Raw genomic sequence first — 23335 nt, 5'->3', positions numbered from 1 at the left:
CGTCACGGGCGAACGGCCCGGCAGCCGGCCGAGCCGTTCCCCGAGTCGGTGCTCAGGCCAGTTGTACGACGGCCCGCGACATCCCCAGCACCTTCTGTCCGGCGCTGGTCGCCGTGAGGTCCACGCGGACCCTGCTGTCGTCGAGCTTGACCGCGATCTTGCCGGTGACCTCGATCGTGGCGCCCTGGTCGTCGTTGGGGACGACGACGGGCCTGGTGAAGCGGACGCCGTACTCGACGACCGCGCCCGGGTCGCCGGTCCAGTCGGTGACCACACGGATCGCCTCGGCCATGGTGAACATGCCGTGCGCGATGACGTCCGGCAGCCCGACGTCCTTGGCGAACTTCTCGTTCCAGTGGATCGGGTTGAAGTCCCCGGAGGCGCCCGCGTACCGGACGAGGGTGGCGCGGGTCACGGGGAAGGACTGGGCGGGCAGCTCGGTGCCGACCTCGACGTCGTCGTAGGAGATCTTCGCCGTCATGTCAGCCCTCCTCGGCCGCGCGGGCGACCAGCTTCGTCCAGGCGGTCACGACGTGCTCGCCGGCCTCGTCGTGGACCTCGCCCCGGACGTCCAGGATGTCGTTGCCCGCCATGGACTTGATGGCCTCGATGGTCGTGGTGACGGTGAGCCGGTCGCCGGCGCGCACCGGGCGGACGTAGGCGAACTTCTGGTCTCCGTGCACGACGCGGCTGTAGTCCAGGCCGAGCTGCGGGTCCTCGATGACCTGTCCGGCCGCCTTGAAGCTGATCGAGAAGACGAAGGTCGGCGGGGCGATCACATCCGGGTGGCCGAGCGCCTTGGCGGCGTCCGGGTCCGTGTACGCAGGGTTCGGGTCCCCCACCGCTTCCGCGAACTCACGGATCTTCTCCCGGCCCACTTCGTATGGGTCGGTGGGCGGATAGGTCCGCCCCACGAAGGACTGATCGAGCGCCATGGCTCGGTACCTCCTGGATGTCTGCTCTGGTTGACCTGTAGTCGACCGGAACCGGTCGGTAACCGGATGTGAAACGACGTGAGGCCGCCCCCCGACTGCGGGGGCGGCCTCACATACGAGCCTGTTTTATCGCGTTTCGCGGTGCGCGGTGTGCGCATTGCAACGCGGGCAGTGCTTCTTCATCTCAAGACGGTCCGGGTTGTTACGCCGGTTCTTCTTGGTGATGTAGTTCCGCTCCTTGCACTCCACGCAGGCCAGCGTGATCTTCGGGCGGACGTCGGTGGCAGCCACGTGAGTGCTCCTTGACGAACGGATGGGACTGGGTTAACGCAAGAAAGAGTAGCCGATCGAAGGACCGACCCCGCAATCGGCTACTGTCAGTAGCGGTGACCGGACTTGAACCGGTGACACAGCGATTATGAGCCGCTTGCTCTACCGACTGAGCTACACCGCTGTGATGCGATCGGGCCCCGCCTCGCGGCGGGAACCTCTCACACCAGAGCCCCAATACGGAATCGAACCGTAGACCTTCTCCTTACCATGGAGACGCTCTGCCGACTGAGCTATTGGGGCGAGCGATGAAGACATTACACGCTCGGCCGCCGTTCACCCAAATCCGTTTCGCGGCCTCCACCGGGCCCTGTCGCCCGGTCCTCCCATGAGCCACGGAGGCCTCTCCGGCAGGACTGACCACGCCGGTACGACTATTGCGCTCCTCCGCGTCGGGAGCGCGTCGTCACCCTAGGCTCGGACTCACTCTGCGTGATCTTCCGTCCCTCGCGCAGTCCCCGAGCCGCAGCCCCCCGAGCCCCTGGAGCGCGATGCCCGACAGTCGGCCGCAGCCGTCCCACTCGTCGTCCTCGTCGTCGGGCCCGGCCTCGCTGCTGCTGTGCGGGGCGCGGCTCACCGACGGCCGGACCGTGGACGTACGACTGGGCGGCGGGCGCATCGAGGCGGTCGGAACGGCGGGGAGCCTCACGGCGGACGGCACGCGCGCGTGCGGCACGCGCGTGGACCTCAGCGGCTATCTGCTCCTGCCGGCTCCGGCCGAGCCGCACGCCCACGCCGACACCGCGCTGTCGGGCGAGGGCGAGGGGCCGGTCTCGTACGACACGCAGGACGTCCAGCGCCGGGCCACCGAGGCCGCTCTGCTGCAAGTGGGGCACGGGGCGACCGCGCTGCGGGCACACGTGCGCGTGGGGGACGTCCAAGGGCTCGGCGCGCTGGCCGCCGTACTGCAGGCGCGGCGGGCGCTGCGCGGGCTCACCGAGGTGGCGGCGGTGGCGATGCCGAGGGTGCTGACCGGGGTGGCCGGGGCCGACGGGCTCGCGATGCTGCACGACGCGATGAAGATGGGCGCCTCCGTGGTGGGCGGTTGTCCTGACCTCGACCCCGATCCGACTGGCTACGTACAGGCGGTCCTGGAGGTCGCCTCCGAGCACGGCTGCCCCGTCGACCTGCACACCGACGCCACCGACCCTGGGCGTCTGTCCCGTCTCGCCGCGATGGCGGGCGGGCTGCGTCCCGGGGTGACGCTCGCCCCGTGCGGCGGCCTGAGCCGGCTGCCCGCCGAGACGGCCGGCCGCATCGCCGACCGGCTCGCGGCGGCCGGCGTGGCGGTGGTGTGCCTGCCGCAGGGCGGCTGCGGGGGCGTCGAGCGCCGGGGCACGGCACCGGTACGGCTGCTGCGCGCGGCCGGGGTGCGGGTGAGCGCGGGCAGCGGTGCCCTGCGTGACGTGTCGAACCCGGTGGGGCGCGGCGATCCGCTGGAGGCGGCCTATCTGCTGGCGTCCCGCCACGGGCTGTGCCCGGAGGACGCGTACGACGCGGTGAGCTCGTCGGCGCGGGCGGTGCTGGGCCTTCCGGAGGTACGGGTGGAGGCGGGATTCCCGGCCGAGTTGCTGGCGGTGCGCGGCGACCGGCTGGCGGGGGCGCTGTCGCTGGCGTACAGCCGGATCGTGGTGCACCGGGGGCGCGTGGTGGCGCGGACCAGCGCGGTGCGGGAGTACTGCAACTCCGCCGCCGCGGCGCAGTTGGGGTTGCCTCGGCAGGGGCGGTGAGTGGGGTCGTAGGCGAGGACGAGGCGCGAGGACGGGGGCGAGGGGCGAGGGCGGTGGGGCCTGCGTCTGCGGCTCTTGATCCTGGCTTTGCCGCCCCGCGTGCGCGTCCAACGCCTGTGAGTGCGTGTGTTCCTGGGGCGTGGCCGAAGTCGTGCGGCGGATGCGGCCGTCCGGGCGTACGGTCGAAGGCATGCGCATTGTCATCGCTGGTGGTCATGGTCAGATCGCGCTGCGGCTGGAGCGGTTGCTCGCCGCGCGCGGGGACGAGGTCGCGGGGATCATCCGCCGCGCCGAACAGGGCGACGATCTGCGGGAGGCCGGCGCCGAACCGATTGTGCTGGACCTGGAGTCCGCCGCGGTCGAGGAGGTGGCGGCGCGTCTGCGGGGCGCCGACGCGGCGGTCTTCGCGGCGGGCGCGGGTCCGGGCAGCGGGGTGGTCCGCAAGGACACGGTGGACAAGGGTGCGGCGGTGCTGTTCGCGGACGCGGCGGTCCAGGCGGGCGTACGGCGCTTCGTGGTCGTGTCGTCCATGGGCGCCGACCCCGCGCACGAGGGCAGCGAGGTCTTCGATGTCTACCTGCGCGCCAAGGGCGAGGCCGACGCGTACGTGACCGGTCTGGACGCCCTCGACTGGACGATCCTGCGCCCCGGCGCGCTGACGGACGACGCCGGCACCGGCCTCGTACGCCTGGAGGCGCACACGGGCCGCGGCCCGATTCCGCGCGACGACGTGGCCGCCGTACTCGCGGAGTTGCTGGACACCCCGGCGACGGCCGGTCTGACCCTGGAGCTGGTCGCCGGGAAGACGCCGGTGTCGGTGGCGGTCAAGTCGGTGGCGGGGAACTGAGGATGGCCGCCGGGGCGGTTCCGGCCGCGCGGGAGGCGCTGCTGCGGCGGATGTACGAGGTCTTCTCCACCGACGAGCGCGACGCCTTCGTCCCGCGCTGCCTGTCCCCGGACGTGGACTGGCCGAACATGCTGGACGGGGTCCGGGTGCACGGCCGTGAGGCGGTACGCGCGTACTGGGCACGGCAGTTCGCGGCCGGGCATCCCCTCGTACGGCTGGAGGGGCTGCGGCTCGACCAGGACGGCGAGGCGGTGGTGGCGACCGTACGGCCCGGGATGCGGGACGCGTCGGGCGAGCGGTGGGCGGAGGAGACGGTCGAGCACGTGTACCGGTTCGGCGGGGACGAGTTGGTGACGCGGATGGACGTGAGGCCTTCGTGAGGCCTTCGTGAGGCCTTCGTTCGGCTTTCGTGAGGCCTTCGTTCGGCCGTAGAGGCTGGGCTCACGGGGCTGGGGCGGTCTAGAACAGGGGCAGCTGTCCTGGGAATTCCGGGATCACATACCCGTCCAACGACGGCTGGGCCGCCCCGAGTTCCGCCTGCCTCCGGGATCCCGGGCACGAGACGAGTTGGCCGCTCTCGCGTGCGCCGGGCGGGTCGTGCCGGGCGAAGCGGCCGGCGACGACGGCGATTTCGCGACGGCATTCGGGGCAGTGTCTGCGGCGGGTGGACATGGTGCCAGTGTGCCCCGGAGGGCGCGCGGCCCCCCTCCCCTCCGATCCTTCACGTGGCGGTCACACAATCCGACCATGCTTGCTTAAGTCAATCAACTGACTTAGGTTGGGCGGGTCGCGCTGTCACCGACGCCCACACGGAGGCCCGACCCATGTCCCATGCCCTTCCCCGATCCCTCGACGCCCCGGAGACGGCGGCACCAAAGCCCGGTGTCGTCGTGGCGGTACTGGCCTTCGGCGGCATCGTCGTCGCGCTGATGCAGACCCTGGTGATCCCGATCGTCCCGGAGCTTCCGCAGCTCCTGAACGCCCCCGCGTCGGACACCGCCTGGGCCGTCACCGCCACACTGCTCGCCGCCGCCGTCGCCGTCCCGATGATGGGGCGGCTCGGTGACATGTACGGCAAGCGCCGCATGCTCCTGCTGAGCCTCGTCCTCCTCGTGGCCGGCTCGATCACCGCCGCCCTCAGCGACTCCCTGACCCCGATGATCGTCGGCCGCGCGCTGCAGGGCATGGCGGGTGGTGTGATCCCGCTCGGCATCAGCATCATGCGGGACGAGCTGCCCGCCGAACGGCTGGGTTCCGCGACCGCCATGATGAGCGCCTCCCTGGGGGTCGGCGCCGCCCTCGGCCTGCCCGCCGCCGCGCTGATCGCCGACAACTTCGACTGGCACATGCTGTTCTGGAGCTCGGCCGCCATGGGCGCCGCCGCCCTCCTGCTGGTCCTGCTCCTCGTGCCCGAGTCCAAGGTGCGCACCGGCGGCCGCTTCGACCTGATCGGCGGCCTCGGCATGGCGGCCGGCCTGGTCTGCCTGCTGCTGGCGATCTCCAAGGGCGGTGAATGGGGCTGGCGCAGCGGCACGATCCTCGGTCTCTTCGCGGCGGCCGTCGTGATCCTGCTGGTGTGGGGCTGGTGGGAACTGCGCACGGAGCAGCCGCTGGTGGACCTGCGCACCACCGCCCGCCGCCAGGTGCTGTTCACCAACCTCGCCTCGATCGCGCTCGGCTTCGGCATGTTCGCCATGTCCCTGGTCCTTCCGCAGCTCCTGCAGTTGCCTGAGGCGACCGGCTACGGCCTGGGCAGGTCGCTGCTCACCGCCGGGCTGGTCATGGCCCCGTCCGGCCTGGTGATGATGGTCATCGCCCCCGTCTCCGCGGCCCTGTCGAAGGCCCAGGGCCCGAAGGTGAGCCTGATGGTCGGCGCCCTGATCGTGGCCGCCGGCTACGGCCTGCAGATCCTGCTGATGGACGAGGTCTGGCAGTTCGTGCTGGTCTCCTGCGTCATCGGTTCCGGTATCGGCTTCACGTACGGCGCGATGCCCGCCCTGATCATGGGCGCCGTGCCGCCGTCCCAGACGGGCGCCGCGAACAGCCTCAACACCCTGATGCGGTCCATCGGTACGTCGGTCGCCAGCGCCGTCGCGGGCGTCATCCTGGCGCAGATGACCACCAGCCTCGGCCCGGTCGCCCTGCCCTCGGAGAACGGCTTCAAGACCGTACTCGCGATCGGCGGCGGGGCGGCACTGCTGGCCTTCGTCCTCGCGGGGTTCATTCCGCGACGGCAGCCCGCGGCAGCGGACGGGGCGTCGCAGGGCGTGAGCGTGCTCAGCGGAGGGCCTGCGGCGGGGGACCTGGCCGGGGAGCGGGTGCCCGTGGGTGCGGGTGGTGTGGGTGCGGGCGACGTGGGTGCGGCGGGCGGCGTGGGCGCGGTCGGTGTGAGTGCGGAGGGTCCGACGGTCGCGACCGCGCAGCCGGACGCGGTTGCTGTGGAGCCGGAGCCGATGCGCGGGCACGCACCCGCTCTGACCTCGCCGGTGCCCCTGCGGGTCGAGGACGACGAGGGCGTTGAGAGCGTCGAAGGCGTTGAGAGCGTCGAAGGCGTCGAAGGCGGCTCCGTCACCGGCGGGATCCCGGTCGGCGGGCACGTCCTCGGCGCGGAGCGCGCCCCTGTGGCCGGCGCCGCGGTGACGTTGATCTCCCTCGGCGGGAAACAACTGGGCAGGTCGGTCTCGCGGGGCGACGGCAGGTACGGCGTGGACGCGCCCGCTGCCGGTTCGTACGTCCTGATCGCCTCCGCCGACGGCTACCAGCCACAGGCCTCGACGATCGTCGTCGCCGGGGACGCACAGGTGTCGTACGACGTCCTGCTGAGCGGCACCAGCGGCCTGGCCGGTGTGGTGCTGTCCGCCGACAGCGGGGCGCCGGTCGCGGAGGCCGTGGTCATCGTGACCGACGTCCGCGGGGACGTGCTGGCCACCGGACGCACCGACGCTCTGGGCGAGTTCTCCATCACCGACCTGGTGCCGGGCACGGTGACCCTCGCGGTCAACTCCCCCAAGCACCGGCCGCTCGCCCTGCCCGTCGAGATCGGCGGCACCGGGACCACACGGATCGAGGTGGAGTTGCGGCCCGGCGTCCATGTGCGGGGCACGGTCAGCGGAGCGGGCACCCCGCTGGGCGACGCGTTGGTGACACTGGTGGACGCCGCGGGCAACGTGGTCGCCACGACCACGACGGACCTCGACGGCGCGTACGTCTTCTCCGACCTGGACGGCGGCGCGTACACGGTCATCGCGACCGGCTACCCACCCCGGGCGACCACGGTGGCCGTCTCCGGCGGCGGCGTGGACGACCACGACATCGAACTGGCCCATGCCGGCGAGTAGTTCGCGGCCGCACACACGAAGAAACCCCCTCCGTCCTGCGTTTCCGCAGATCGGAGGGGGTATCTCGTCTCAACTTTACGAGTGTGGCGGCGCCAGGATTCGAACCTGGGAAGGCTGAGCCGGCAGATTTACAGTCTGCTCCCTTTGGCCGCTCGGGCACACCGCCGGGGTCGCTGCCCTTCGAACCGCTTTTCGGCGGTGCTCCGTGGCAACGACGTAAACAATACCCGATACGGAGGGGTGCTTCGCCACCCGATTGATCTGCGCTCGGAGGCCGGGGGATGGCTAGGCTTGTCCGGATGCGGCCCGGGACGACGCCGGGCTCGGCGGCCACCCCCACGTACGCCGATACGCACTCGTACGCACCCGACACGCACCCAATACAAGGAGCCACAGGACATGGCCGACTCCAGTTTCGACATCGTCTCGAAGGTCGAGCGGCAGGAGGTCGACAACGCCCTCAACCAGGCCGCCAAGGAGGTCTCGCAGCGCTACGACTTCAAGGGCGTGGGTGCCTCGATCTCGTGGTCCGGTGACCAGATCCTGATGGAGGCGAACTCCGAGGACCGGGTGAAGGCTGTCCTCGACGTCTTCCAGTCCAAGCTGATCAAGCGCGGGATCTCGCTGAAGGCGCTGGACGCGGGCGAGCCTCAGCTCTCCGGCAAGGACTACAAGATCTTCGCCTCGATCCAGGAGGGTATCTCCCAGGACAACGCGAAGAAGGTAGCGAAGATCATCCGCGACGAGGGTCCGAAGGGCGTGAAGGCCCAGGTGCAGGGTGAGGAGCTGCGGGTCAGCTCGAAGAGCCGCGATGACCTACAGGCCGTCATCTCCCTGCTGAAGGGCAAGGACTTCGACTTCGCGATTCAGTTCGTGAACTATCGGTAGTTCGTGAGCTATCGGTAGTTCGTGGGCTACCGGTAGTCCGAGCGCACAGCGGCACATCACGGCACTTCGTATGTAAGAGGAAGGGTGGGCGCCCGGCGGTGCCCACCCTTCTCGTCTGTCGGCCGCGTGCCGGGGATGTGCTCAGTTGCGCGAGTTGCCGAACAGGAGGCGGTAGACGATCAGGAGGACGAGCGAGCCGCCGATCGCCGCAGCCCAGGTGGCGCCGTCGTAGAAGTCCTTGGTGATCGGGTGGTCCAGCCAGCGGGCCGATATCCAGCCGCCGAGGAACGCGCCCGCGACGCCGATGAGGGTCGTGCCGATGAAGCCGCCCGGGTCGCGGCCCGGCAGCAGGAACTTGGCGATGGCTCCGGCCAACAGCCCCAGGATGATCCAACCGATGATGCCCATGCCGTGAACCTGCCCTTCCGTGCTGTGCCCGCACTGTCCCGGCGCTGTGATCTTCGTCGCGACGGGCGATGCTCGCGGTCGTACGTGGTGCGCGTGCCGCGTCCGTGGGCCGCATGAGCCACGTCCGCGTACTGCTTGCCGGCGCAGTGTTCGTGCCGTGTTGATGAAGAGGACGTCACCGCTGCACTCGGCGGTTGCAGCGATCAGTAGGGTGCGGCTCATGACACGTTCTGGCGCCGAGCTGCGGCGCACCCTGGGAGTCGGGGACGCGGTGGTCATCGGGCTGGGCTCGATGATCGGTGCCGGCATCTTCGCCGCCCTGGGACCGGCGGCGCATGCGGCCGGGTCGGGGCTGCTGCTCGGGCTTGCGGTCGCCGCCGTCGTCGCTTACTGCAATGCCACGTCGTCGGCTCGGCTGGCGGCGCTGTATCCGGCGTCCGGTGGCACATATGTCTACGGGCGCGAGCGGCTCGGTGCGTTCTGGGGTTATCTGGCGGGCTGGTCGTTCGTGGTCGGGAAGACGGCCTCCTGTGCTGCGATGGCGCTCACTGTGGGGACGTACGTCTGGCCGGGGCAGGCGCACGCCGTGGCGGTCGGGGCCGTGGTGGCGCTGACCGCGGTGAACTACGGCGGCGTCCAGAAGTCGGCCTGGCTGACCCGGGCGATCGTGGCGGTGGTCCTGGCGGTCCTCGCTTCCGTAGTGGTCGTGTGTCTGGGGTCCGGCGAATCCGATGCCGGGCGGCTGGACATCGGGGCGTCGGGCGGTGCGGGCGGAGTACTTCAGGCGGCCGGACTGCTGTTCTTCGCGTTCGCCGGGTACGCGCGGATCGCGACCCTCGGCGAGGAGGTACGGGATCCGGCGCGCACCATCCCCCGCGCGATTCCGCTGGCTCTGGGCATCACGCTGGCGGTGTACGCGTGTGTGGCGGTGGCTGCCCTTTCCGTGCTGGGGGCGAGCGGTCTCGGGCAGGCGGACGCGCCGCTGGCCGATGCGGTGCGCGCGGCCGGGGTGCCGGGGCTCGTGCCGGTCGTGCGGGTGGGAGCAGCGGTGGCCGCGCTTGGTTCGCTGCTCGCCCTGATCCTGGGTGTCTCGCGGACGACCTTGGCCATGGCCCGGGACCGGCATCTGCCCGGCGCGCTGGCCGCCGTACATCCGCGCTTCCAGGTGCCGCACCGGGCCGAGCTGGCCGTGGGCGCGGTGGTCGCGGTGCTGGCCGCCACGGTGGACGTGCGGGGCGCGATCGGGTTCTCCTCCTTCGGTGTGCTGGCGTATTACGCGGTGGCCAACGCGTCGGCCTGGACGCTCGGTTCGGCTCCGGCGGCGCGGGTGGTGCCGGCGGTGGGACTGCTCGGGTGCGTGGTGCTGGCGTTCGCGCTGCCGACGGTCTCGGTGGTCGTGGGGGCGGGTGTGCTCGCCGTCGGTGCGATCGCGTACGGCGTGCGGCGGCGGGCGGCAGCGGGGTAGTAGCCGAGGCGAGGTCAGAGGCCTGTCGTGATGCATGCATCCATCACCTTCTGTCAGAAGTCGCTCGCTGTGAGTCATGACTTCATCATGCACGGCGCCACTGACAATCGGGCGGGGCTGTGGACAACCGCCGGCCTGTGGAAAACCCTGCGGTCAGGTGAGGCGGACCTCGACGCCTTGCCCCGTCAGGAACGTGAGCAGTTCATCGAAGGTCGGCGGGCGGTGGTCGACGTGCGGGGTGAGCCCGAGGCAGGTGCGGGCGACGTGGGCGTCATGCCATATGAGGGTGAGTGGCGGGGCGGCGCCCCAGCGGCCTCCGAGGCAGTCGTTCAGGGCGTCGAGGCCCCAGCCGAAGTACCCGCCGGGTCCGTTCACCGCCTCGCCCAGGGCGCAGAAGAAGCCGGGGTTGTCGGTGATGTGACGGCCATCGAGGTGATACGTGTTGCCGGAGACTTTGTCCGGTGATCCGTACACGTGGTTGGCCAAGGCCGTGCGCAGCCAGAACTCACGACCTTCCGGACCGCACCGCGCCCACCGGTTGGGGTCCGCAGGCCGTCCCTCCCCCCACAGCTCCCACACTTCGCGGGCTGCGAGAGGGGGCCGCTCCGACCACAGGTCGAGGGTGAGGTCGACCAGGCCGGGACCGCGGGCGGACGGGATCCATGCGCGCAGTTCGCCCTCGGCTGCGGCCTGCACGGGCCGGCCGGACGAGTCGATGCGCAGGACCTTTGCGTGACCGAGGTCCTCCTCGCCGGCGTCCAGCGCGGCGCGCAGGGCTCCTCGGGGGGAGCAGCCCAGCAGCCGCAGTGGGGGCTCCAGGGGCTCGTCGCCACCCTCACCGGCCTCTCGCACCCGAGCCAGGTCGCGACAGGTGCCGAACGGGTCGCCCTCCGCGCCCGACAGACGGTAACCCGGGGACAGCGGCGGGCACCGCGGATAGTCGTACGCGTTGTAGTCGGGCTCTCGCGCTTCGACCGTGACGTCCCTCAGCGTCAGGTCACGGGCGCAGGGGCGGTCATCGAGGACGCGTACGTCCTCCAGGTACCACTCCCCCACCGCCGTACCGGACTTGGTCAGGATCTCCAGGGTGAGGGACCCGAGCGGTGCCGAACCGTCGGCACGCGCGCGTGCGAGGGCTGTGCGCAACTCGCCCTCGGGAGCGCAGCCGAGCAGTTCGTACGTACCGCGGACGGGAGGCGGAGGGTCGGCGAACAGGTCCGCGGCGTCCTGGCACAGCGCCCACGTCTCCTCGTAGTCCTCCTGGCCCTCGAATTCGGCCTCTTGGTCGTACGACAGCAGGGCGTACTTCGGCGTCCCCACCTCCTGGCCTGCCCGTCAGCGTGCCGCGAACGGCTGGTCCGTGCGCACGATGTCGCGCCCCAGCGGGAGCAGCGACACCGGGATCAGCTTGAAGTTGGCGATGCCGAACGGGATGCCGATGATCGTGATGCAGAGGGCGATGCCGGTGACGATGTGGGTGAGAGCCAGCCACCAGCCGGCGAGGACCAGCCACAGGACGTTGCCGATGCAGGAGGGCGCGCCGGCGTCTCGGCGCTCGACCGTGGTGTACCCGAAGGGCCACAGGGCGTAGACGCCGATGCGGAAAGCCGCGATGCCGAAGGGGATACCGATGATGGTGATGCAGAGCAGGACGCCCGCGGCCAGGTAACCGAGGAACAGCCAGAAGCCGCTCAGGACGAGCCATATGACGTTCAGGATGGTTTTCACTGTGGGGGACCTGCCATCTTCTCGAGCCGGGCGATGCGCTCCGCCATCGGCGGGTGTGTCGAGAACATCTTGGAGAGTCCCTGGCCAGGCCGGAAGGGGTTAGCGATCATCATGTGGCTCGCGGTCTCGATGCGGGGCTCCGGGGGCAAGGGAAGCTGCTTGGTGCCGAGTTCGAGCTTGCGCAGGGCGCTGGCGAGGGCGAGGGGGTCGCCGGTGAGCTGGGATCCGGACGCGTCGGCCTCGTACTCCCTGGAGCGGCTGATGGCCAGCTGAATGAGGGTGGCCGCGAGCGGGCCCAGGATCATGATCAGCAGTATGCCGAGGAGGCCGGGGCCGTCGTCGTCGTCCGAGCGGCCGATCGGGATCAGCCAGGCGAAGTTGACCAGGAACATGATCACGGAGGCGAGGGCACCGGCGACCGAGGAGATCAGGATGTCGCGGTTGTAGACGTGGCTGAGCTCGTGGCCGATGACGCCGCGCAGCTCGCGCTCGTCGAGGAGGCGCAGGATGCCGTCGGTGCAGCACACGGCGGCGTTGCGCGGGTTGCGGCCGGTCGCGAAGGCGTTGGGCGCCTCGGTGGGCGAGATGTACAGGCGTGGCATGGGCTGGCGGGCCTGGGTGGAGAGCTCGCGCACCATGCGGTAGAGGGCGGGGGCCTCGAACTCGCTGACCGGGCGGGCGCGCATCGCGCGTAGAGCCAGCTTGTCGCTGTTCCAGTACGCGTACGCGTTCGTGCCCAGGGCGATCAGGACCGCGACGACGAGCCCCATACGGCCGAAGAAGCTGCCGATGACGATGATGAGTGCGGACAGTCCCCCGAGGAGTACTGCGGTCCTGAGCCCGTTGTGCCGGCGGTGCACGGTACGCCCTCCAAGTCGTGCAGCAGGGGAACCCTTTGCTTGCTGATCTCCGATGTCCGATGCCACTGGTGCCGTGGTGTCACGTCCAGTGGACCCTCCCGTACTGGTCAACGCCAGGCGGGGGCCACTAGTTCCCTTGTGCGTCCGGTGCCGGGCGTGGGCCGTACGAGTGACCAGCGGCGGTACGTGCTCAGAAGAGCCCGGTGTCGGTGAAGCGCAGGACCAGTTGGGGCGCTCCGGACAGGGCGATGCCGAGGGCGCCGGTCAGGGCCATCGTGGCGGTCACGGGGGCGGGGACGAGGTGCTTCACGGGCTCGCCCTCGGGGGCGCGGAACAGCAGGGTCGTCCACTGGAGGTAGTAGAACAGCGCGATCACTACGTTGACTGCCATGACCACGGCGAGCCAGCCGAGGCCCGCGTCGACGGCCGCGGAGAAGACGGTGACCTTGGCGAAGAGGCCGATGATGCCCGGCGGCAGACCGGCCAGGCAGAGCAGGAAGAAGGCCAGGAGGAGGGCGGCGAGGGGGTTCGACGCGTACAGGCCGCGGTAGTCGGAGACGCGGTTGAGGGACTTCGTACGGCCCACCAGGGCGGCCACCGCGAAGGCGCCGAGGTTCACGGCGGCGTACATGAGGGCGTAGGCGACCGTGGAGCCGATGGACCGCTCCGCGTCGTCGGAGTACGCGGCGGCGGCGATCGGGACGAGGAGGTAGCCGGCCTGGCCGATGGAGGACCAGGCGAGCAGCCGTACCGCGCTGTACGCGCGCGTGGCCTGCTGGCGCAGGGCGCCGACGTTGCCGACGGTCATGGTGAGGGCGGCCAGCGCGGCGAGGGCCGGGCCCCAGACGTCGGCGTACGACGGCAGGGCGACGACTGTGACGAGGATCAGGCCGGAGAAGCCGACCGCCTTGCCGACGACCGACAAGTAGGCGGCGATCGGGAGGGGCGCGCCTACGTAGGTGTCCGGGACCCAGAAGTGGAAGGGGACGGCGGCCGTTTTGAAGGCGAAGCCGACGAGGGTGAGGACGACGCCGGTCTGGGCGAGGGTGTGGAGCTGGCCGTCGACGTTCTGGATCCGGTCGGCGACCTGGGTGAGGTAGAGGGTGCCGGTGGAGGCGTACACGAAGCTGATGCCCATGAGGCTGACCGCCGTGGCGGTGACGGAGGACAGGAAGAACTTCAGGGCGGCTTCGGAGGACTTGCGGTCGCCGTGCCTCAGGCCGACGAGGGCGAAGGCGGGCAGGGAGGCCACTTCCAGGGCGACGATCAGGGTCGCGAGGTCGCGGGAGGCGGGCAGGAGGGCGGCGCCGGCCGCGGAGGAGAGCAGCAGGAACCAGAACTCCCCTTCGGGCAGTCCCTTGTTCGCGTCCTTCAGGGCGGTGACGGACAGGAGGGCCGCGAGGAGGGCCCCGCCGAGGACCAGGAGCTGGAGGACGAGGGTGAAGCGGTCGGCTGTGTAGCTGCACACGTCGGGGTCGCCGGTCAGGCAGAAGGTGGAGCGGTCGCCGTCCAGGAGGGGCAGCAGCATGAGCGTCGAGGCGGCCAGGCCCGCGACCGAGAGCCAACCCAGCAGCGCCTTCTTGTGCTCGCCGACGAACAGATCGGCTACGAGGACGACGAGCCCGACGACCGCCGCGATGGTGGGCGGCGCGATGGCGAGCCAGTCGACGGACTGGACGAGATTCGCGGCCAGCGGCTGGGTCAGGGAGCTCATCGGGTGCCTCCTGAGAGGAGCTGCTGCACGGCCGGGTCGGTCAGGCCTAGGAGGGCCTTCGGCCACAGGCCTGCGGCGACGGTGAGGACGACGAGCGGGGTCCAGGCCGCGAACTCGTAGGTCTGGACGTCGGCGAGCTTCGGGGCTTCCTGCCGTACGGTGCCCATGCAGACCCGGCGGACCACGATCAGCATGTACGCCGCTGTCAGCAGCGTGCCGAACGCGCCGATCGCCATGAAGGTGAGGAAGGCGGGGCGGCTTAGGTCGTCGGCGGGCCGGAACGCGCCGAACAGCGCCAGCATCTCGCCCCAGAATCCGGCCAGCCCGGGCAGGCCGAGCGAGGCCACGGCGCCGAAGGCGAGCAGGCCGCCGAGGCGAGGTGCCTTGCCGTAGAGAGCGGCGCCGGTCTCCTCGGCGAGGGTGTCGAGATCGGTGGTACCGGTGCGGTCCTTCAGCGCGCCGACCAGGAAGAACAGGAGGCCGGTGATGAGGCCGTGGGCGATGTTGGCGAACAGGGCGCCGTTCACGCCGGTCGGGGTCATGGTCGCGATGCCGAGCAGGACGAAGCCCATGTGGCCGACGGAGGAGTAGGCGATGAGGCGCTTGAGATCGCCTTTCGCGCCCTGCTTGGCGAGGGCCAGGCAGGCCAGGGACCCGTAGATGATCCCGACGACGGCGAAGGCGGCGAGGTAGGGCGCGAAGGTCCGGAAGCCGTCGGGCGCGACCGGCAGCAGAATCCGGACGAAACCATACGTACCCATCTTCAGCAGTACGCCGGCCAGCAGGACCGAGCCGACGGTCGGCGCGGCGGTGTGGGCGTCGGGCAGCCAGCTGTGCAGCGGCCACATCGGCGTCTTGACCGCGAGCCCGATTCCGATCGCCAAAACGGCGATGACCTGCACGGATGTGGTCAGCGACCGGCCGTTGTCAGTGGCGAGTGCCACCATGTCGAATGTGCCCGCCTTGATTCCGATCAGGAGCAGGCCGAGCAGCATGACCACGGAGCCGAGCAGCGTGTAGAGGATGAACCGCCAAGCTGCCTGGGTCCGTTGCTCACCGCCCCAGCGGGCGATGAGGAAGTACATCGGGATGAGGACCATCTCGAAGGCGAGGAAGAACAGGATCAGGTCGAGGACGGCGAAGGTCGTGAGGGTGCCGGACTCGAGGACGAGCAGCAGAGCGACGAAGGCCTTCGGGGTCGGGCCCGAGGGCATTTTGAAGTACGAGTAGAGCGCGCAGAGGAAGGTCAGCAGCGCGGTCAGGACCAGGAGGGGGAGGGAGATGCCGTCGATGCCGAGGTGGATCCGCACGTCGAGTGCGGGGATCCAGCTGATGTCGGTCGTGGCCTGCATCTTCGACGGGTGGTCGTGGTCGAAGCCGAGCGCCAGGACGATCGCGGCGATGAGAATCACGCCGGTGACCGTGACACCGTGTCGCAGCACGGCCTGCTCGGGCGACTTCCCCTTCAGTCCGGGCGGGGCCGGAAGGAGAGCGGCGGCGGCACCGAGAAGCGGGCCGACGACGACGAATGCCAGAAGGAACTGCATCACTGACTCGTTGATATCGATCACGCCTGCTCACGCTCCCGTGGCGACGAGGACGGCGGCGACCACCAGGACGACGGTGCCGGCGAGCAGCGCGCTCACATAGGTCTGCAGATTGCCGGTCTGGGCGCGTCGTACGGCGGCACCGAGGAGCCGGGGCAGGGCGCCCGCGCCGCGTACGTAGGTCTCGACGACCTCGCGGTCGAGGAACCGGACGAGGGTGGCTCCGGCCTGGACCGGGCGGACGAAGAGGCCCGCGTACACGGCGTCGAGGTGGAAGCCGACGGCCGCGTGCCGGTGCAGCGGGCCGAGCAGGAGTCGTCCGGGGTCGGCGGGGTCGGGCGCGTAGGCCACGCCTCCGTAGGCGGGTGCGTGGCTGGCGATCGCCTCGGCCTCCACCTGACCGGCATCCCCTTCGGGGTGGGCCGCGACCGCACCCAGCGGGACGCGGGTCGCGAGCTCGGTGGTGTGGCGCCAGGCCGCGTAGGTGACGACGCCACCGACCAGGGCCACGCCCGTGCCGAGGACGGAAGTGGCGAGGGTCGGTGTCAGATCGCGGCCGTCGAACCAGTCGGGCAGCACGCGGTAGGCGAGCCCGCCGAGGGCGAGGGACGGGACGGCGAGCACCCACAGCACGACGGTCATCGTGCGCGGCTGCCTGCCGTGGTCCGGGGCCTCGGCACCCCGGCCGCGGAAGGCCAGGAGCCACAGGCGCGTCGCGTACGCGGCGGTGAGCAGGGCGGTGAGGAGGCCGGCGACGAGGACTGTCCAGCCGGCGGCGCCGGGGGCGTGCTCGGTGTGGCCGGTGGCGACGTGTTCGGCGGCGCCGAGGACGGACTCCTTGGAGAAGAAGCCGCTGAAGGGCGGGATCGCGGCTAGCGCGAGGAGCGCCACGGTCATCGTCCAGTAGGCGCCGGGGACACGGTGGCGCAGGTCCTTCATACGGGACATGGCGGCCAGCGAGTTGGTGCCGACGGCGTGGATGATCACGCCCGCGGCGAGGAACAGCAGCGCCTTGAAGGCGCCGTGCGAGATGAGGTGGAAGACGGCGGCACCGCGGTCGCCGACGGCGAGGGCGCCGGTCATGTAGCCGAGCTGGCCGATCGTCGAGTAGGCGAGGACACGCTTGATGTCGTCCTGGGCGAGCGCGGCGAGCGCCGAGCCGGCCATGGTGACGGCGGCCATGACAGCGAGGACGATCATCGCGGCCCGGGAGGCCTCGAAGACCGGGAGGAGACGGGCGATGAAGTAGACACCGGCGGCGACCATGGTCGCGGCGTGGATCAGCGCGGAGACGGGGGTGGGGCCCGCCATCGCGTCGGGAAGCCAGGTGTGCAGCGGGAACTGCGCCGACTTGCCCGCCACGCCGGCCAGGAGCAGCAGGGCGATCAGCGTGGGGTGGTCGAGTCCGCCGCCCGCGACGGCGCCGAGGACCTTCGTGATGCGGAAGGACCCGGCGTCGGTGGCCAGCGCGAACAGACCGATCAGGAAGGGGACGTCACCGAGCTTGGTCACCAGGAAGGCCTTGAGGGAGGCGGCGCGGGCCTCCGGGGTCTCCCAGTAGTGGCCGACCAGGAAGTACGAGCAGATGCCCATGATCTCCCAGCCGACCAGCAGCACCATCAGGTCGCCGGAGTAGACGACGAGGAGCATCGCGGAGGTGAAGAGGGAGACGAGAGCGGCGTACGAGGGGTAGCGCGGGTCGTCGCGCAGGTAGCCCGTGGAGTAGATCTGCACGCAGGTGGCGACGACGCCGACCAGGACGGCGGTGAGGGCGGCGAAGCCGTCGATGTGCAGGGCGAGTTCGATCGGGATCGAGCCGGTGGGCGTGAGCTCGGTGGCGGCGTTCACCGCCTGGTCACCGCCCTGGCGTACGGCGACCAGCGCGGCGAGCACGAGGGAGGCGAGCGTCGGCAGGACGGCGAGCGGGCGGACGAAGCCGGGGGCCGTGCGGCCCAGGAGCAGACCTGCGGCAGCGCCCAGGAACGGAAGGAGGGGGACTAGGACGGCGAGGGTGGTCGTGGTCACGCGGTGGCCTCAGCCTTCCCGGCCCGGTCGGCCTGCTCGGCCGTGAGGGCGTCGCTGTCGGAGCCGGCGGCCGGGTGGCTCTCGTGGCCCTCGGCGCTGTCGCGGAGCTTGTCGATGTCCGCGGTGCCACGGTTGCGGTGGACGGCCAGGACGATCGCCAGGCCGATGCCGATCTCGGCGGCGGCGATGGCGATGGTGAACAGGGTCAGGGCCTGGCCGGAGTGCAGGGTCTCCTCGGCGGTCCTGCTGAGCCAGACGTCGAAGGCGACGAGGTTGAGGTTGACGGCGTTGAGCATCAGCTCGACCGACATCAGGACCAGGATCGCGTTGCGGCGGGCGAGGACGCCGTACAGGCCTGTGCAGAAGAGGAGGGCGGAGAGCACGGCGGGATAGGCGAGGTGCATCAGCGGACACCACCCTTGTCGGCCTGGCCCGGCTGGTCAGCCTGGCCCGGCTGGTCGGTCTGACGCGGCTGGTCGGTCTGACGCGGCTGGTCGGTCTGACGCGGCTGGTCGGTCTGACGCGGCTGGTCGGTCTGACGCGGCTGGTCGGCCTTCGCCTTGCGGGACAGGACGATCGCGCCGACGAGGGCGGCGAGGAGGAGGACGGAGAGGGCCTCGAAGGGGAGGACCCAGTTCTGGAAGAGGCTGGCTCCGGTGGCCTCGGTGGAGCCGGCGGCCGGACCGTCCAGGTCGATCCAGGTGGTGCGGAAGGCGTCGACGACGACCCAGACCAACGCCGCCGCGGCGGCGACGGCCACGGTGAGGGCGGCCCACCGGTTGCCGGAATCGGCGTCCGGGGAGCGGCCGATGGGGGCCTTGGTGAGCATCAGACCGAACAGGAGGAGGACGACGACGGAACCGACGTAGATGAGGACCTGCACCCAGGCGATGAACTCGGCGGTGAGCAGGAGGTACTCGACGGCGAGACCGCCGAGGGTCACCACCAGCCACAGGGCGGCGTGCACCAGCTGCTTGGTGGTGACGGTGACGATCGCGGCGCCGAGGGTGACCAGGCCGACGAGGAGGAAGGCGATCTCGACGCCGGTCGGGGAGAGGAAGCCCTGCTGTGACTGAGCGAGGGTCACGACTCTCCTTCCTGGGGTTCGTTCGGTTCGGCCTGTGCCGCCGCGAGCTTTTCGGCGGTCTTGCGGGCGGCGGCGATCTCCTTCGGTTCCTCCGCGCCGGGGTCGAGGGCGGGCGGGGCCGGGACCGTCCACATCCACTCGCGGAGCTTGTCGCGCTCGTGGGTGAGGTCGCGGATGTCGGTCTCGGCGTACTCGAACTCCGGGGACCAGAACAGGGCGTCGAAAGGACAGACCTCGATGCAGATACCGCAGTACATGCACAGGGCGAAGTCGATGGCGAAGCGGTCGAGGACGTTGCGGCTGCGTTCGCGGCCGCCGGGGGTCGCCGCCGGGACCGTCTCCTTGTGGGAATCGATGTAGATGCACCAGTCCGGGCACTCACGGGCGCACAGCATGCAGACCGTGCAGTTCTCCTCGAAGAGGCCGATCACGCCGCGGGTGCGGGGCGGGAGGTCGGGCTGGGCGTCCGGGTACTGGTCGGTGACGGTCTTCTTCGTCATCGTGCGCAGGGTGACAGCCAGGCCTTTGGCCAAGCCGGAGCCGGGGATGGGGGCCATGGTTACTGGATCACCACCTTGACGATGCCGGTGAGGGCGATCTGGGCGAGAGCAAGGGGGACGAGGAGGGTCCAGGCGAGCTTCTGGAGCTGGTCCTCGCGTAGCCGGGGGTAGGTCACGCGGAGCCAGATCACGATGAAGGCGAGGACGGCCGTCTTCAGCAGGGTCCAGACCCAGCCGAGGCCGTCGGCGCCCCAGGGGCCGTGCCAGCCGCCCAGGAAGAGGACGGTGGTCAAGCCGCACAGGACGATGATCCCGGCGTACTCGGCGAGGAGGAACAGGGCGAAACGGAGGCCGGTGTACTCGGTGTAGGCGCCGAAGATGATCTCCGAGTCGGCGACGGGCATGTCGAAGGGGGGCCGCTGGAGCTCGGCCAGACCCGCCACGAAGAAGACGATCGCGCCGACGATCTGCCAGGGCAGCCACCACCACTGGAAGGCGTCGAGGATGCCGGGGATCGACACCGTTCCGGCCGCCATGGCCACCGAGGCGGCGGTGAGGAGCATCGGGAGTTCGTAGGCGAGGAGTTGGGCGGCGGTGCGCAGGCCGCCGAGGAGGGAGAACTTGTTGGCGGAGGCCCAGCCGGCCATGAGGGAACCAAGGACACCTACGCCCATGACGGCCAGGACGAAGAAGACGCCCGCGTCGATGACCTCGCCGACGGCGCCCTCGCCGGGGCCGATGGGGATGGCGAGGAGGACCAAGAGGTACGGGAGGAGGGCCACGGCCGGGGCGAGCTGGAAGATACGGCGGTCCGCGCCCGCCGGGACGACGTCCTCCTTCTGCGCGAACTTCACGCCATCGGCGATGAGTTGGGCCCAGCCGTGGAAGCCGCCGGCGTACATCGGGCCGAGGCGGCCCTGCATGTGGGCCATGACCTTGTGTTCGGTCTGGCCGACGATCAGGGGGAAGGTGAGGAAGACGACGAAGACGATCAGGAGTCGCAGGGCGACGTCGAGAGCGTCGTTCACTGCGGGCCTCCTGGGGGGTCTTCGGGGTTGGGGGTCGAGGCGGGGGGCGTGGCAGGCGTGGGGGGCTGCTCGGCTTCGGCCGCCGACTGGGCGGGGGTTTCGGTAGCCGACTCGGCGGGGGTTTCGTCCGCCGACTCCGCCTGGGCTTTGGCTTTGGGGACCCGCTCGGTCTCACCTTCGCGTTTCGGCGCGGCCTCGGCTTCGGATGCCGACTCGACCCCCGGAGCTTGCTCGGCTTCGGCCGACGGTCCGGCCTCGGCTTCGGATGCCGGCTCGGCCCGCGGACGCTGCTCGGCTTCGGCCGACGGTCCGGCCTCGGCTTCGGATGCCGGCTCGGCTCCCGGACGCTGCTCCGCTTCGGCCGACCGGCCAGCCTCGGCTTCGGATTCGTCGAAGGCCGGGCGGGCGTGGTGCCAGGGGGCGTCCGGGCTGCGCGGGGTGGTGGGAGGCTTCGGGGTCGCGCCCTGGGGCCGGGGCGGTGCGGCGCCCTCGTCCGTGGCGTCCGCCGACGACGTCGTACCTGATACGGCCCGCCGGCTCGCGGATCCGTCCGGCGCGCTGCGCGCACGGCGGGGGTCGGTGGAGGAGCCCGTTCCCGGACGTTCCTCCCGCTGTGACGCCGATCCCTCACTCGCGGTGCGCGCCCGACGCCGGGCAATCGGCGTCTCCACGGCCGGGGACGTGGACGCGGACGCGGCTGTGTCCTCCGGTGTCTCCGGAGTATCGGCTGCCGAATCCGGAGTACCGGCAGGAGTACCGGCGGACGTTTCCCGAGTACCGGCGGACGTTTCCCGAGTACCGGCCGACGTTTCCCGAGCACCGGCCAATGTCTCAGATCCCGTCCCCTGGCTCACCGAGCCCTCCGCCGCAGTACGCGCGCGGCGCGGTGGCGTCGGGGCGTCGGCGGTCGGGGACGTCGGCGTCTGGCTGGCCGAGCCCTCGGATGCGGTGCGGGTACGGCGCACTGGGCGTTCCCCCGCGGCACGGGCCGGGCGTTCGCCTGCCGCGCGGGCCGTGCCTCGGGCCGGGCGGGCCGGGGCCGGGGGGAGCTGGCCCTTCAGCGGACCCCACTCGTTCGGGTCGGGGACGCCTGGGGGGAGCATCTGGCGGCGCTTGGGGCCGCCGTGCTCGGACTCGCCCGGTTCCTTGGCGCCGGGCCAGGCCTTGGCGACGCGGGCCGCGAGGACGAAGTCCTTGCGGAGGGGGTGGCCTTCGAAGCCCTCTGGGAGGAGGAGGTGGTCCAGGGCGGGGTGGCCCTCGAAGACGACGCCGAACATTTCGTGGGTCTCGCGTTCGTGCCAGGCCGCGCCCGCGAACACGCCGACCGCGCTGGGCAGGGCCGGGGCCTCGTGCGGGACCGTCGTACGAAGGAGCAGGCGGCGTACCGGGGACAGCGCCGCGACGTGCGCCGAGACGCGGAAGCCCGTGCCCGGTTCGTCGACCGCGCTCAGCCAGTCGAAGTACGTGCAGCCCAGCCGGTCACGGGCGGTCTCCAGCGCCGTGATCCAGGAGGCGGGCGGCACGTCCACCGTCAGGACCTCGTACGACTCCTCGGCCGTGGCCTCCGTACCGAACAGGTCTTCGGCGGGGGCGGGCAGCCAGCCGACGCCGGTCATCGGCTCTCTCCCGTGCCGGCGGGCGGCGGCTGTACCAAGCCGCTCTGCAGGGCGGCGGTCGACGGCCGGGCGACGGCTCCGTACCGCTCTCCCAGCGACTCCCGCGCGATCTTCTCCTGGAGTTTCAGGATCCCCTGGAGCAGCGCTTCGGGCCGCGGCGGGCAGCCGGGGACGTACACGTCCACCGGGATGATCTGGTCGACACCCTTGGTCACGGAGTACGAGTCCCAGTAGGGGCCGCCGCAGTTGGAACAGGCCCCGAAAGAGATGACGTACTTCGGCTCGGGCATCTGCTCGTACAGGCGCTTCACGGCCGGCGCCATCTTGTCCGTGACCGTGCCGGAGACGACCATCAGGTCTGCCTGGCGCGGTCCGGGCGCGAACGGGATGACGCCGAGGCGGATGAAATCGTGGCGGGCCATGGACGCGGCGATGAACTCGATCGCGCAGCAGGCGAGACCGAAGTTGAAGACCCAGAGCGAGTAGCGGCGGCCCCAGTTCAGGACGACCTTCATCGGCTCGGGGGCGAGGCGGGCGAGTGCGCCCAGCCGCTTCGGCTCCGGCAGGTAAACGGGCTCTTGGGCCGCGGGCTCGGGGGCCGCGGACTCGGGGGCCGCGGGCTCGCGTGTCACAGAATCGGGGGTCACGTCCATGCCAGGACGCCCTTCTTGTACGCGTACAGCAATCCTACGGCCAGGAAGCCGAGGAAGATGAACATCTCCACGAGGGTGGTCGCGCCGTAGCCGGGGGCGGCGAAGACCGTCGCCCAGGGGAACAGGAAGATCGAGTCGACGGCGAAGATCACGTACAGGAACGCGTAGACGTAGTAGCGGACCTGGGTGTGTGCCCAGCCCTCGCCGACGGGGTCGACACCGCATTCGTACGTCAGGAGCTTCTCGGGGGTGGGGACCACGGGCCGCAGCAGGCGCCCGGCGCCGAAGGCGACGGCGACGAACAGGACGCCGACGACGGCTAGCAGCCCGACGACCGAATACGACTGGAAATAGTCCGCCGCGACGACGGTCGAATCGACGACGGTCGGTTCCGGCACGTCCGTCCCTCGCTCCCTGACCTAGGTCTCGTGAACTCGCGAACCCATTAGCTCGCGAGCTCGCGAACGGTGTCGTTCGACGATCTGTACGCACGGGAGTCTAGGCCCTGCTAAAGAGACCGTAAGCAGCCCGTCACGCCTTGAGGTGGACCACAGGGTGTGGGGGTGGGGTTTTCCCCAGTGGAACCTGGCGGTCGACCTCATGGCGCGGCGGCGCACCGCGCGGCACGCTAAGCCG

The 23335-nt window shown here is 70.7% G+C and carries 24 protein-coding genes and 3 tRNA genes; 6 read left to right on the top strand and 21 right to left on the bottom strand.

Annotated features, from left to right (window positions below):
• Window positions 1-52: 52 nt before the first annotated feature.
• The 5 genes from Q4V64_RS31065 to Q4V64_RS31045 all read right to left on the bottom strand — a co-directional run bounded on the left by Q4V64_RS31065 (window position 53) and on the right by Q4V64_RS31045 (window position 1508).
• Complete coding sequence (locus Q4V64_RS31065; protein WP_124439925.1) at window positions 53-481, bottom strand: MaoC family dehydratase; 429 nt, start codon at window positions 479-481, stop codon at window positions 53-55.
• Between the two features lies 1 nt (window position 482).
• Complete coding sequence (locus Q4V64_RS31060) at window positions 483-935, bottom strand: MaoC family dehydratase N-terminal domain-containing protein (protein ID WP_124439926.1); 453 nt, start codon at window positions 933-935, stop codon at window positions 483-485.
• A 126-nt stretch (window positions 936-1061) separates the two neighbouring features.
• A complete protein-coding gene (rpmG, locus tag Q4V64_RS31055) occupies window positions 1062-1226 on the bottom strand; it encodes a 50S ribosomal protein L33 (RefSeq protein ID WP_003948671.1) in 165 nt (54 codons plus the stop codon).
• Between the two features lie 90 nt (window positions 1227-1316).
• Window positions 1317-1389: transfer RNA gene (locus Q4V64_RS31050), tRNA-Met, on the bottom strand.
• Between the two features lie 46 nt (window positions 1390-1435).
• A tRNA-Thr gene (locus Q4V64_RS31045) sits at window positions 1436-1508 on the bottom strand.
• 248 nt (window positions 1509-1756) lie between these two features.
• Between Q4V64_RS31045 and Q4V64_RS31040 the strand changes: the two genes are divergently transcribed.
• The 3 genes from Q4V64_RS31040 (at window position 1757) to Q4V64_RS31030 (ending at window position 4222) form a co-directional block, all read left to right on the top strand.
• Complete coding sequence (locus tag Q4V64_RS31040; RefSeq protein ID WP_124439927.1) at window positions 1757-2995, top strand: amidohydrolase family protein; 1239 nt, start codon at window positions 1757-1759, stop codon at window positions 2993-2995.
• A gap of 190 nt (window positions 2996-3185) precedes the next feature.
• A complete protein-coding gene (locus tag Q4V64_RS31035) occupies window positions 3186-3842 on the top strand; it encodes an SDR family oxidoreductase (protein WP_124439928.1) in 657 nt (218 codons plus the stop codon).
• A gap of 2 nt (window positions 3843-3844) precedes the next feature.
• The gene (locus Q4V64_RS31030) at window positions 3845-4222 is read left to right on the top strand and encodes a nuclear transport factor 2 family protein (protein WP_124439929.1); all 378 of its coding nucleotides are present in this window, start codon (window positions 3845-3847) and stop codon (window positions 4220-4222) included.
• A 79-nt stretch (window positions 4223-4301) separates the two neighbouring features.
• Here the strand turns inward: Q4V64_RS31030 and Q4V64_RS31025 are convergent, their stop codons facing one another.
• Window positions 4302-4514 (bottom strand): hypothetical protein, encoded by a 213-nt coding sequence (locus Q4V64_RS31025; RefSeq protein WP_124439930.1) that lies wholly within the window; start codon window positions 4512-4514, stop codon window positions 4302-4304.
• A gap of 152 nt (window positions 4515-4666) precedes the next feature.
• Between Q4V64_RS31025 and Q4V64_RS55350 the strand changes: the two genes are divergently transcribed.
• A complete protein-coding gene (locus Q4V64_RS55350; RefSeq protein ID WP_124439931.1) occupies window positions 4667-7180 on the top strand; it encodes an MFS transporter in 2514 nt (837 codons plus the stop codon).
• Window positions 7181-7264: 84 nt separating this feature from the next.
• On the opposite strand, the gene Q4V64_RS31010 is transcribed toward Q4V64_RS55350, so the two are convergent.
• Window positions 7265-7346, bottom strand: a tRNA-Tyr gene (locus Q4V64_RS31010).
• A gap of 233 nt (window positions 7347-7579) precedes the next feature.
• Here Q4V64_RS31010 and Q4V64_RS31005 point away from each other — a divergent pair.
• The gene (locus Q4V64_RS31005) at window positions 7580-8068 is read left to right on the top strand and encodes a YajQ family cyclic di-GMP-binding protein (RefSeq protein WP_124439932.1); all 489 of its coding nucleotides are present in this window, start codon (window positions 7580-7582) and stop codon (window positions 8066-8068) included.
• Window positions 8069-8209: 141 nt separating this feature from the next.
• On the opposite strand, the gene Q4V64_RS31000 is transcribed toward Q4V64_RS31005, so the two are convergent.
• Window positions 8210-8476 (bottom strand): GlsB/YeaQ/YmgE family stress response membrane protein, encoded by a 267-nt coding sequence (locus tag Q4V64_RS31000; protein WP_124439933.1) that lies wholly within the window; start codon window positions 8474-8476, stop codon window positions 8210-8212.
• Between the two features lie 220 nt (window positions 8477-8696).
• Here Q4V64_RS31000 and Q4V64_RS30995 point away from each other — a divergent pair, with 220 nt between their 5' ends.
• Window positions 8697-9941 carry an APC family permease gene (locus Q4V64_RS30995; protein WP_124439934.1) on the top strand — a complete coding sequence of 415 codons (1245 nt, stop codon included), beginning with the start codon at window positions 8697-8699 and terminating at the stop codon, window positions 9939-9941.
• Between the two features lie 153 nt (window positions 9942-10094).
• On the opposite strand, the gene Q4V64_RS30990 is transcribed toward Q4V64_RS30995, so the two are convergent.
• The 13 genes from Q4V64_RS30990 to Q4V64_RS30930 all read right to left on the bottom strand — a co-directional run bounded on the left by Q4V64_RS30990 (window position 10095) and on the right by Q4V64_RS30930 (window position 23097).
• On the bottom strand, window positions 10095-11261 hold the full coding sequence (locus tag Q4V64_RS30990; protein ID WP_124439935.1) for a barstar family protein: 1167 nt from the start codon (window positions 11259-11261) through the stop codon (window positions 10095-10097).
• A gap of 15 nt (window positions 11262-11276) precedes the next feature.
• Window positions 11277-11669 carry a YccF domain-containing protein gene (locus tag Q4V64_RS30985; protein ID WP_124439936.1) on the bottom strand — a complete coding sequence of 131 codons (393 nt, stop codon included), beginning with the start codon at window positions 11667-11669 and terminating at the stop codon, window positions 11277-11279.
• Window positions 11666-12529 carry a zinc metalloprotease HtpX gene (gene htpX / locus Q4V64_RS30980; protein WP_124439937.1) on the bottom strand — a complete coding sequence of 288 codons (864 nt, stop codon included), beginning with the start codon at window positions 12527-12529 and terminating at the stop codon, window positions 11666-11668. Before htpX ends, Q4V64_RS30985 begins: the two co-directional genes overlap by 4 nt.
• A gap of 190 nt (window positions 12530-12719) precedes the next feature.
• Window positions 12720-14243, bottom strand: a complete 1524-nt coding sequence (locus Q4V64_RS30975; RefSeq protein WP_124439938.1) for an NADH-quinone oxidoreductase subunit N — start codon at window positions 14241-14243, stop codon at window positions 12720-12722.
• Window positions 14240-15814 carry an NADH-quinone oxidoreductase subunit M gene (locus Q4V64_RS30970; protein WP_124439939.1) on the bottom strand — a complete coding sequence of 525 codons (1575 nt, stop codon included), beginning with the start codon at window positions 15812-15814 and terminating at the stop codon, window positions 14240-14242. Before Q4V64_RS30970 ends, Q4V64_RS30975 begins: the two co-directional genes overlap by 4 nt.
• 6 nt (window positions 15815-15820) lie before the next feature.
• A complete protein-coding gene (locus Q4V64_RS30965; protein WP_124439940.1) occupies window positions 15821-17815 on the bottom strand; it encodes an NADH-quinone oxidoreductase subunit L in 1995 nt (664 codons plus the stop codon).
• Window positions 17812-18219, bottom strand: coding sequence for an NADH-quinone oxidoreductase subunit NuoK (gene nuoK, locus Q4V64_RS30960; RefSeq protein WP_124439941.1), 408 nt, complete (start codon window positions 18217-18219; stop codon window positions 17812-17814). The genes Q4V64_RS30965 and nuoK overlap by 4 nt, the downstream gene beginning before the upstream one ends.
• A complete protein-coding gene (locus Q4V64_RS30955) occupies window positions 18219-18902 on the bottom strand; it encodes an NADH-quinone oxidoreductase subunit J (protein WP_303712880.1) in 684 nt (227 codons plus the stop codon). Before Q4V64_RS30955 ends, nuoK begins: the two co-directional genes overlap by 1 nt.
• The gene (locus Q4V64_RS30950) at window positions 18899-19459 is read right to left on the bottom strand and encodes an NADH-quinone oxidoreductase subunit I (RefSeq protein WP_124439943.1); all 561 of its coding nucleotides are present in this window, start codon (window positions 19457-19459) and stop codon (window positions 18899-18901) included. Before Q4V64_RS30950 ends, Q4V64_RS30955 begins: the two co-directional genes overlap by 4 nt.
• A gap of 2 nt (window positions 19460-19461) precedes the next feature.
• A complete protein-coding gene (locus Q4V64_RS30945) occupies window positions 19462-20430 on the bottom strand; it encodes a complex I subunit 1 family protein (RefSeq protein WP_124439944.1) in 969 nt (322 codons plus the stop codon).
• Window positions 20427-22046, bottom strand: coding sequence for an NADH-quinone oxidoreductase subunit C (locus tag Q4V64_RS30940; RefSeq protein ID WP_124439945.1), 1620 nt, complete (start codon window positions 22044-22046; stop codon window positions 20427-20429). The genes Q4V64_RS30945 and Q4V64_RS30940 overlap by 4 nt, the downstream gene beginning before the upstream one ends.
• Complete coding sequence (locus Q4V64_RS30935; RefSeq protein ID WP_172629182.1) at window positions 22043-22699, bottom strand: NADH-quinone oxidoreductase subunit B; 657 nt, start codon at window positions 22697-22699, stop codon at window positions 22043-22045. The genes Q4V64_RS30940 and Q4V64_RS30935 overlap by 4 nt, the downstream gene beginning before the upstream one ends.
• Window positions 22690-23097: an NADH-quinone oxidoreductase subunit A gene (locus Q4V64_RS30930; RefSeq protein ID WP_124439946.1), complete on the bottom strand. Its 408-nt coding sequence runs from the start codon at window positions 23095-23097 to the stop codon at window positions 22690-22692. The genes Q4V64_RS30935 and Q4V64_RS30930 overlap by 10 nt, the downstream gene beginning before the upstream one ends.
• Window positions 23098-23335: the final 238 nt, after the last annotated feature.

The organism is Streptomyces sp. NL15-2K, assembly GCF_030551255.1.
GTDB lineage: Bacteria > Actinomycetota > Actinomycetes > Streptomycetales > Streptomycetaceae > Streptomyces.
Note: the sequence above shows the minus strand (reverse complement) of the source record. Positions and strands in the feature narration are given on the sequence as shown.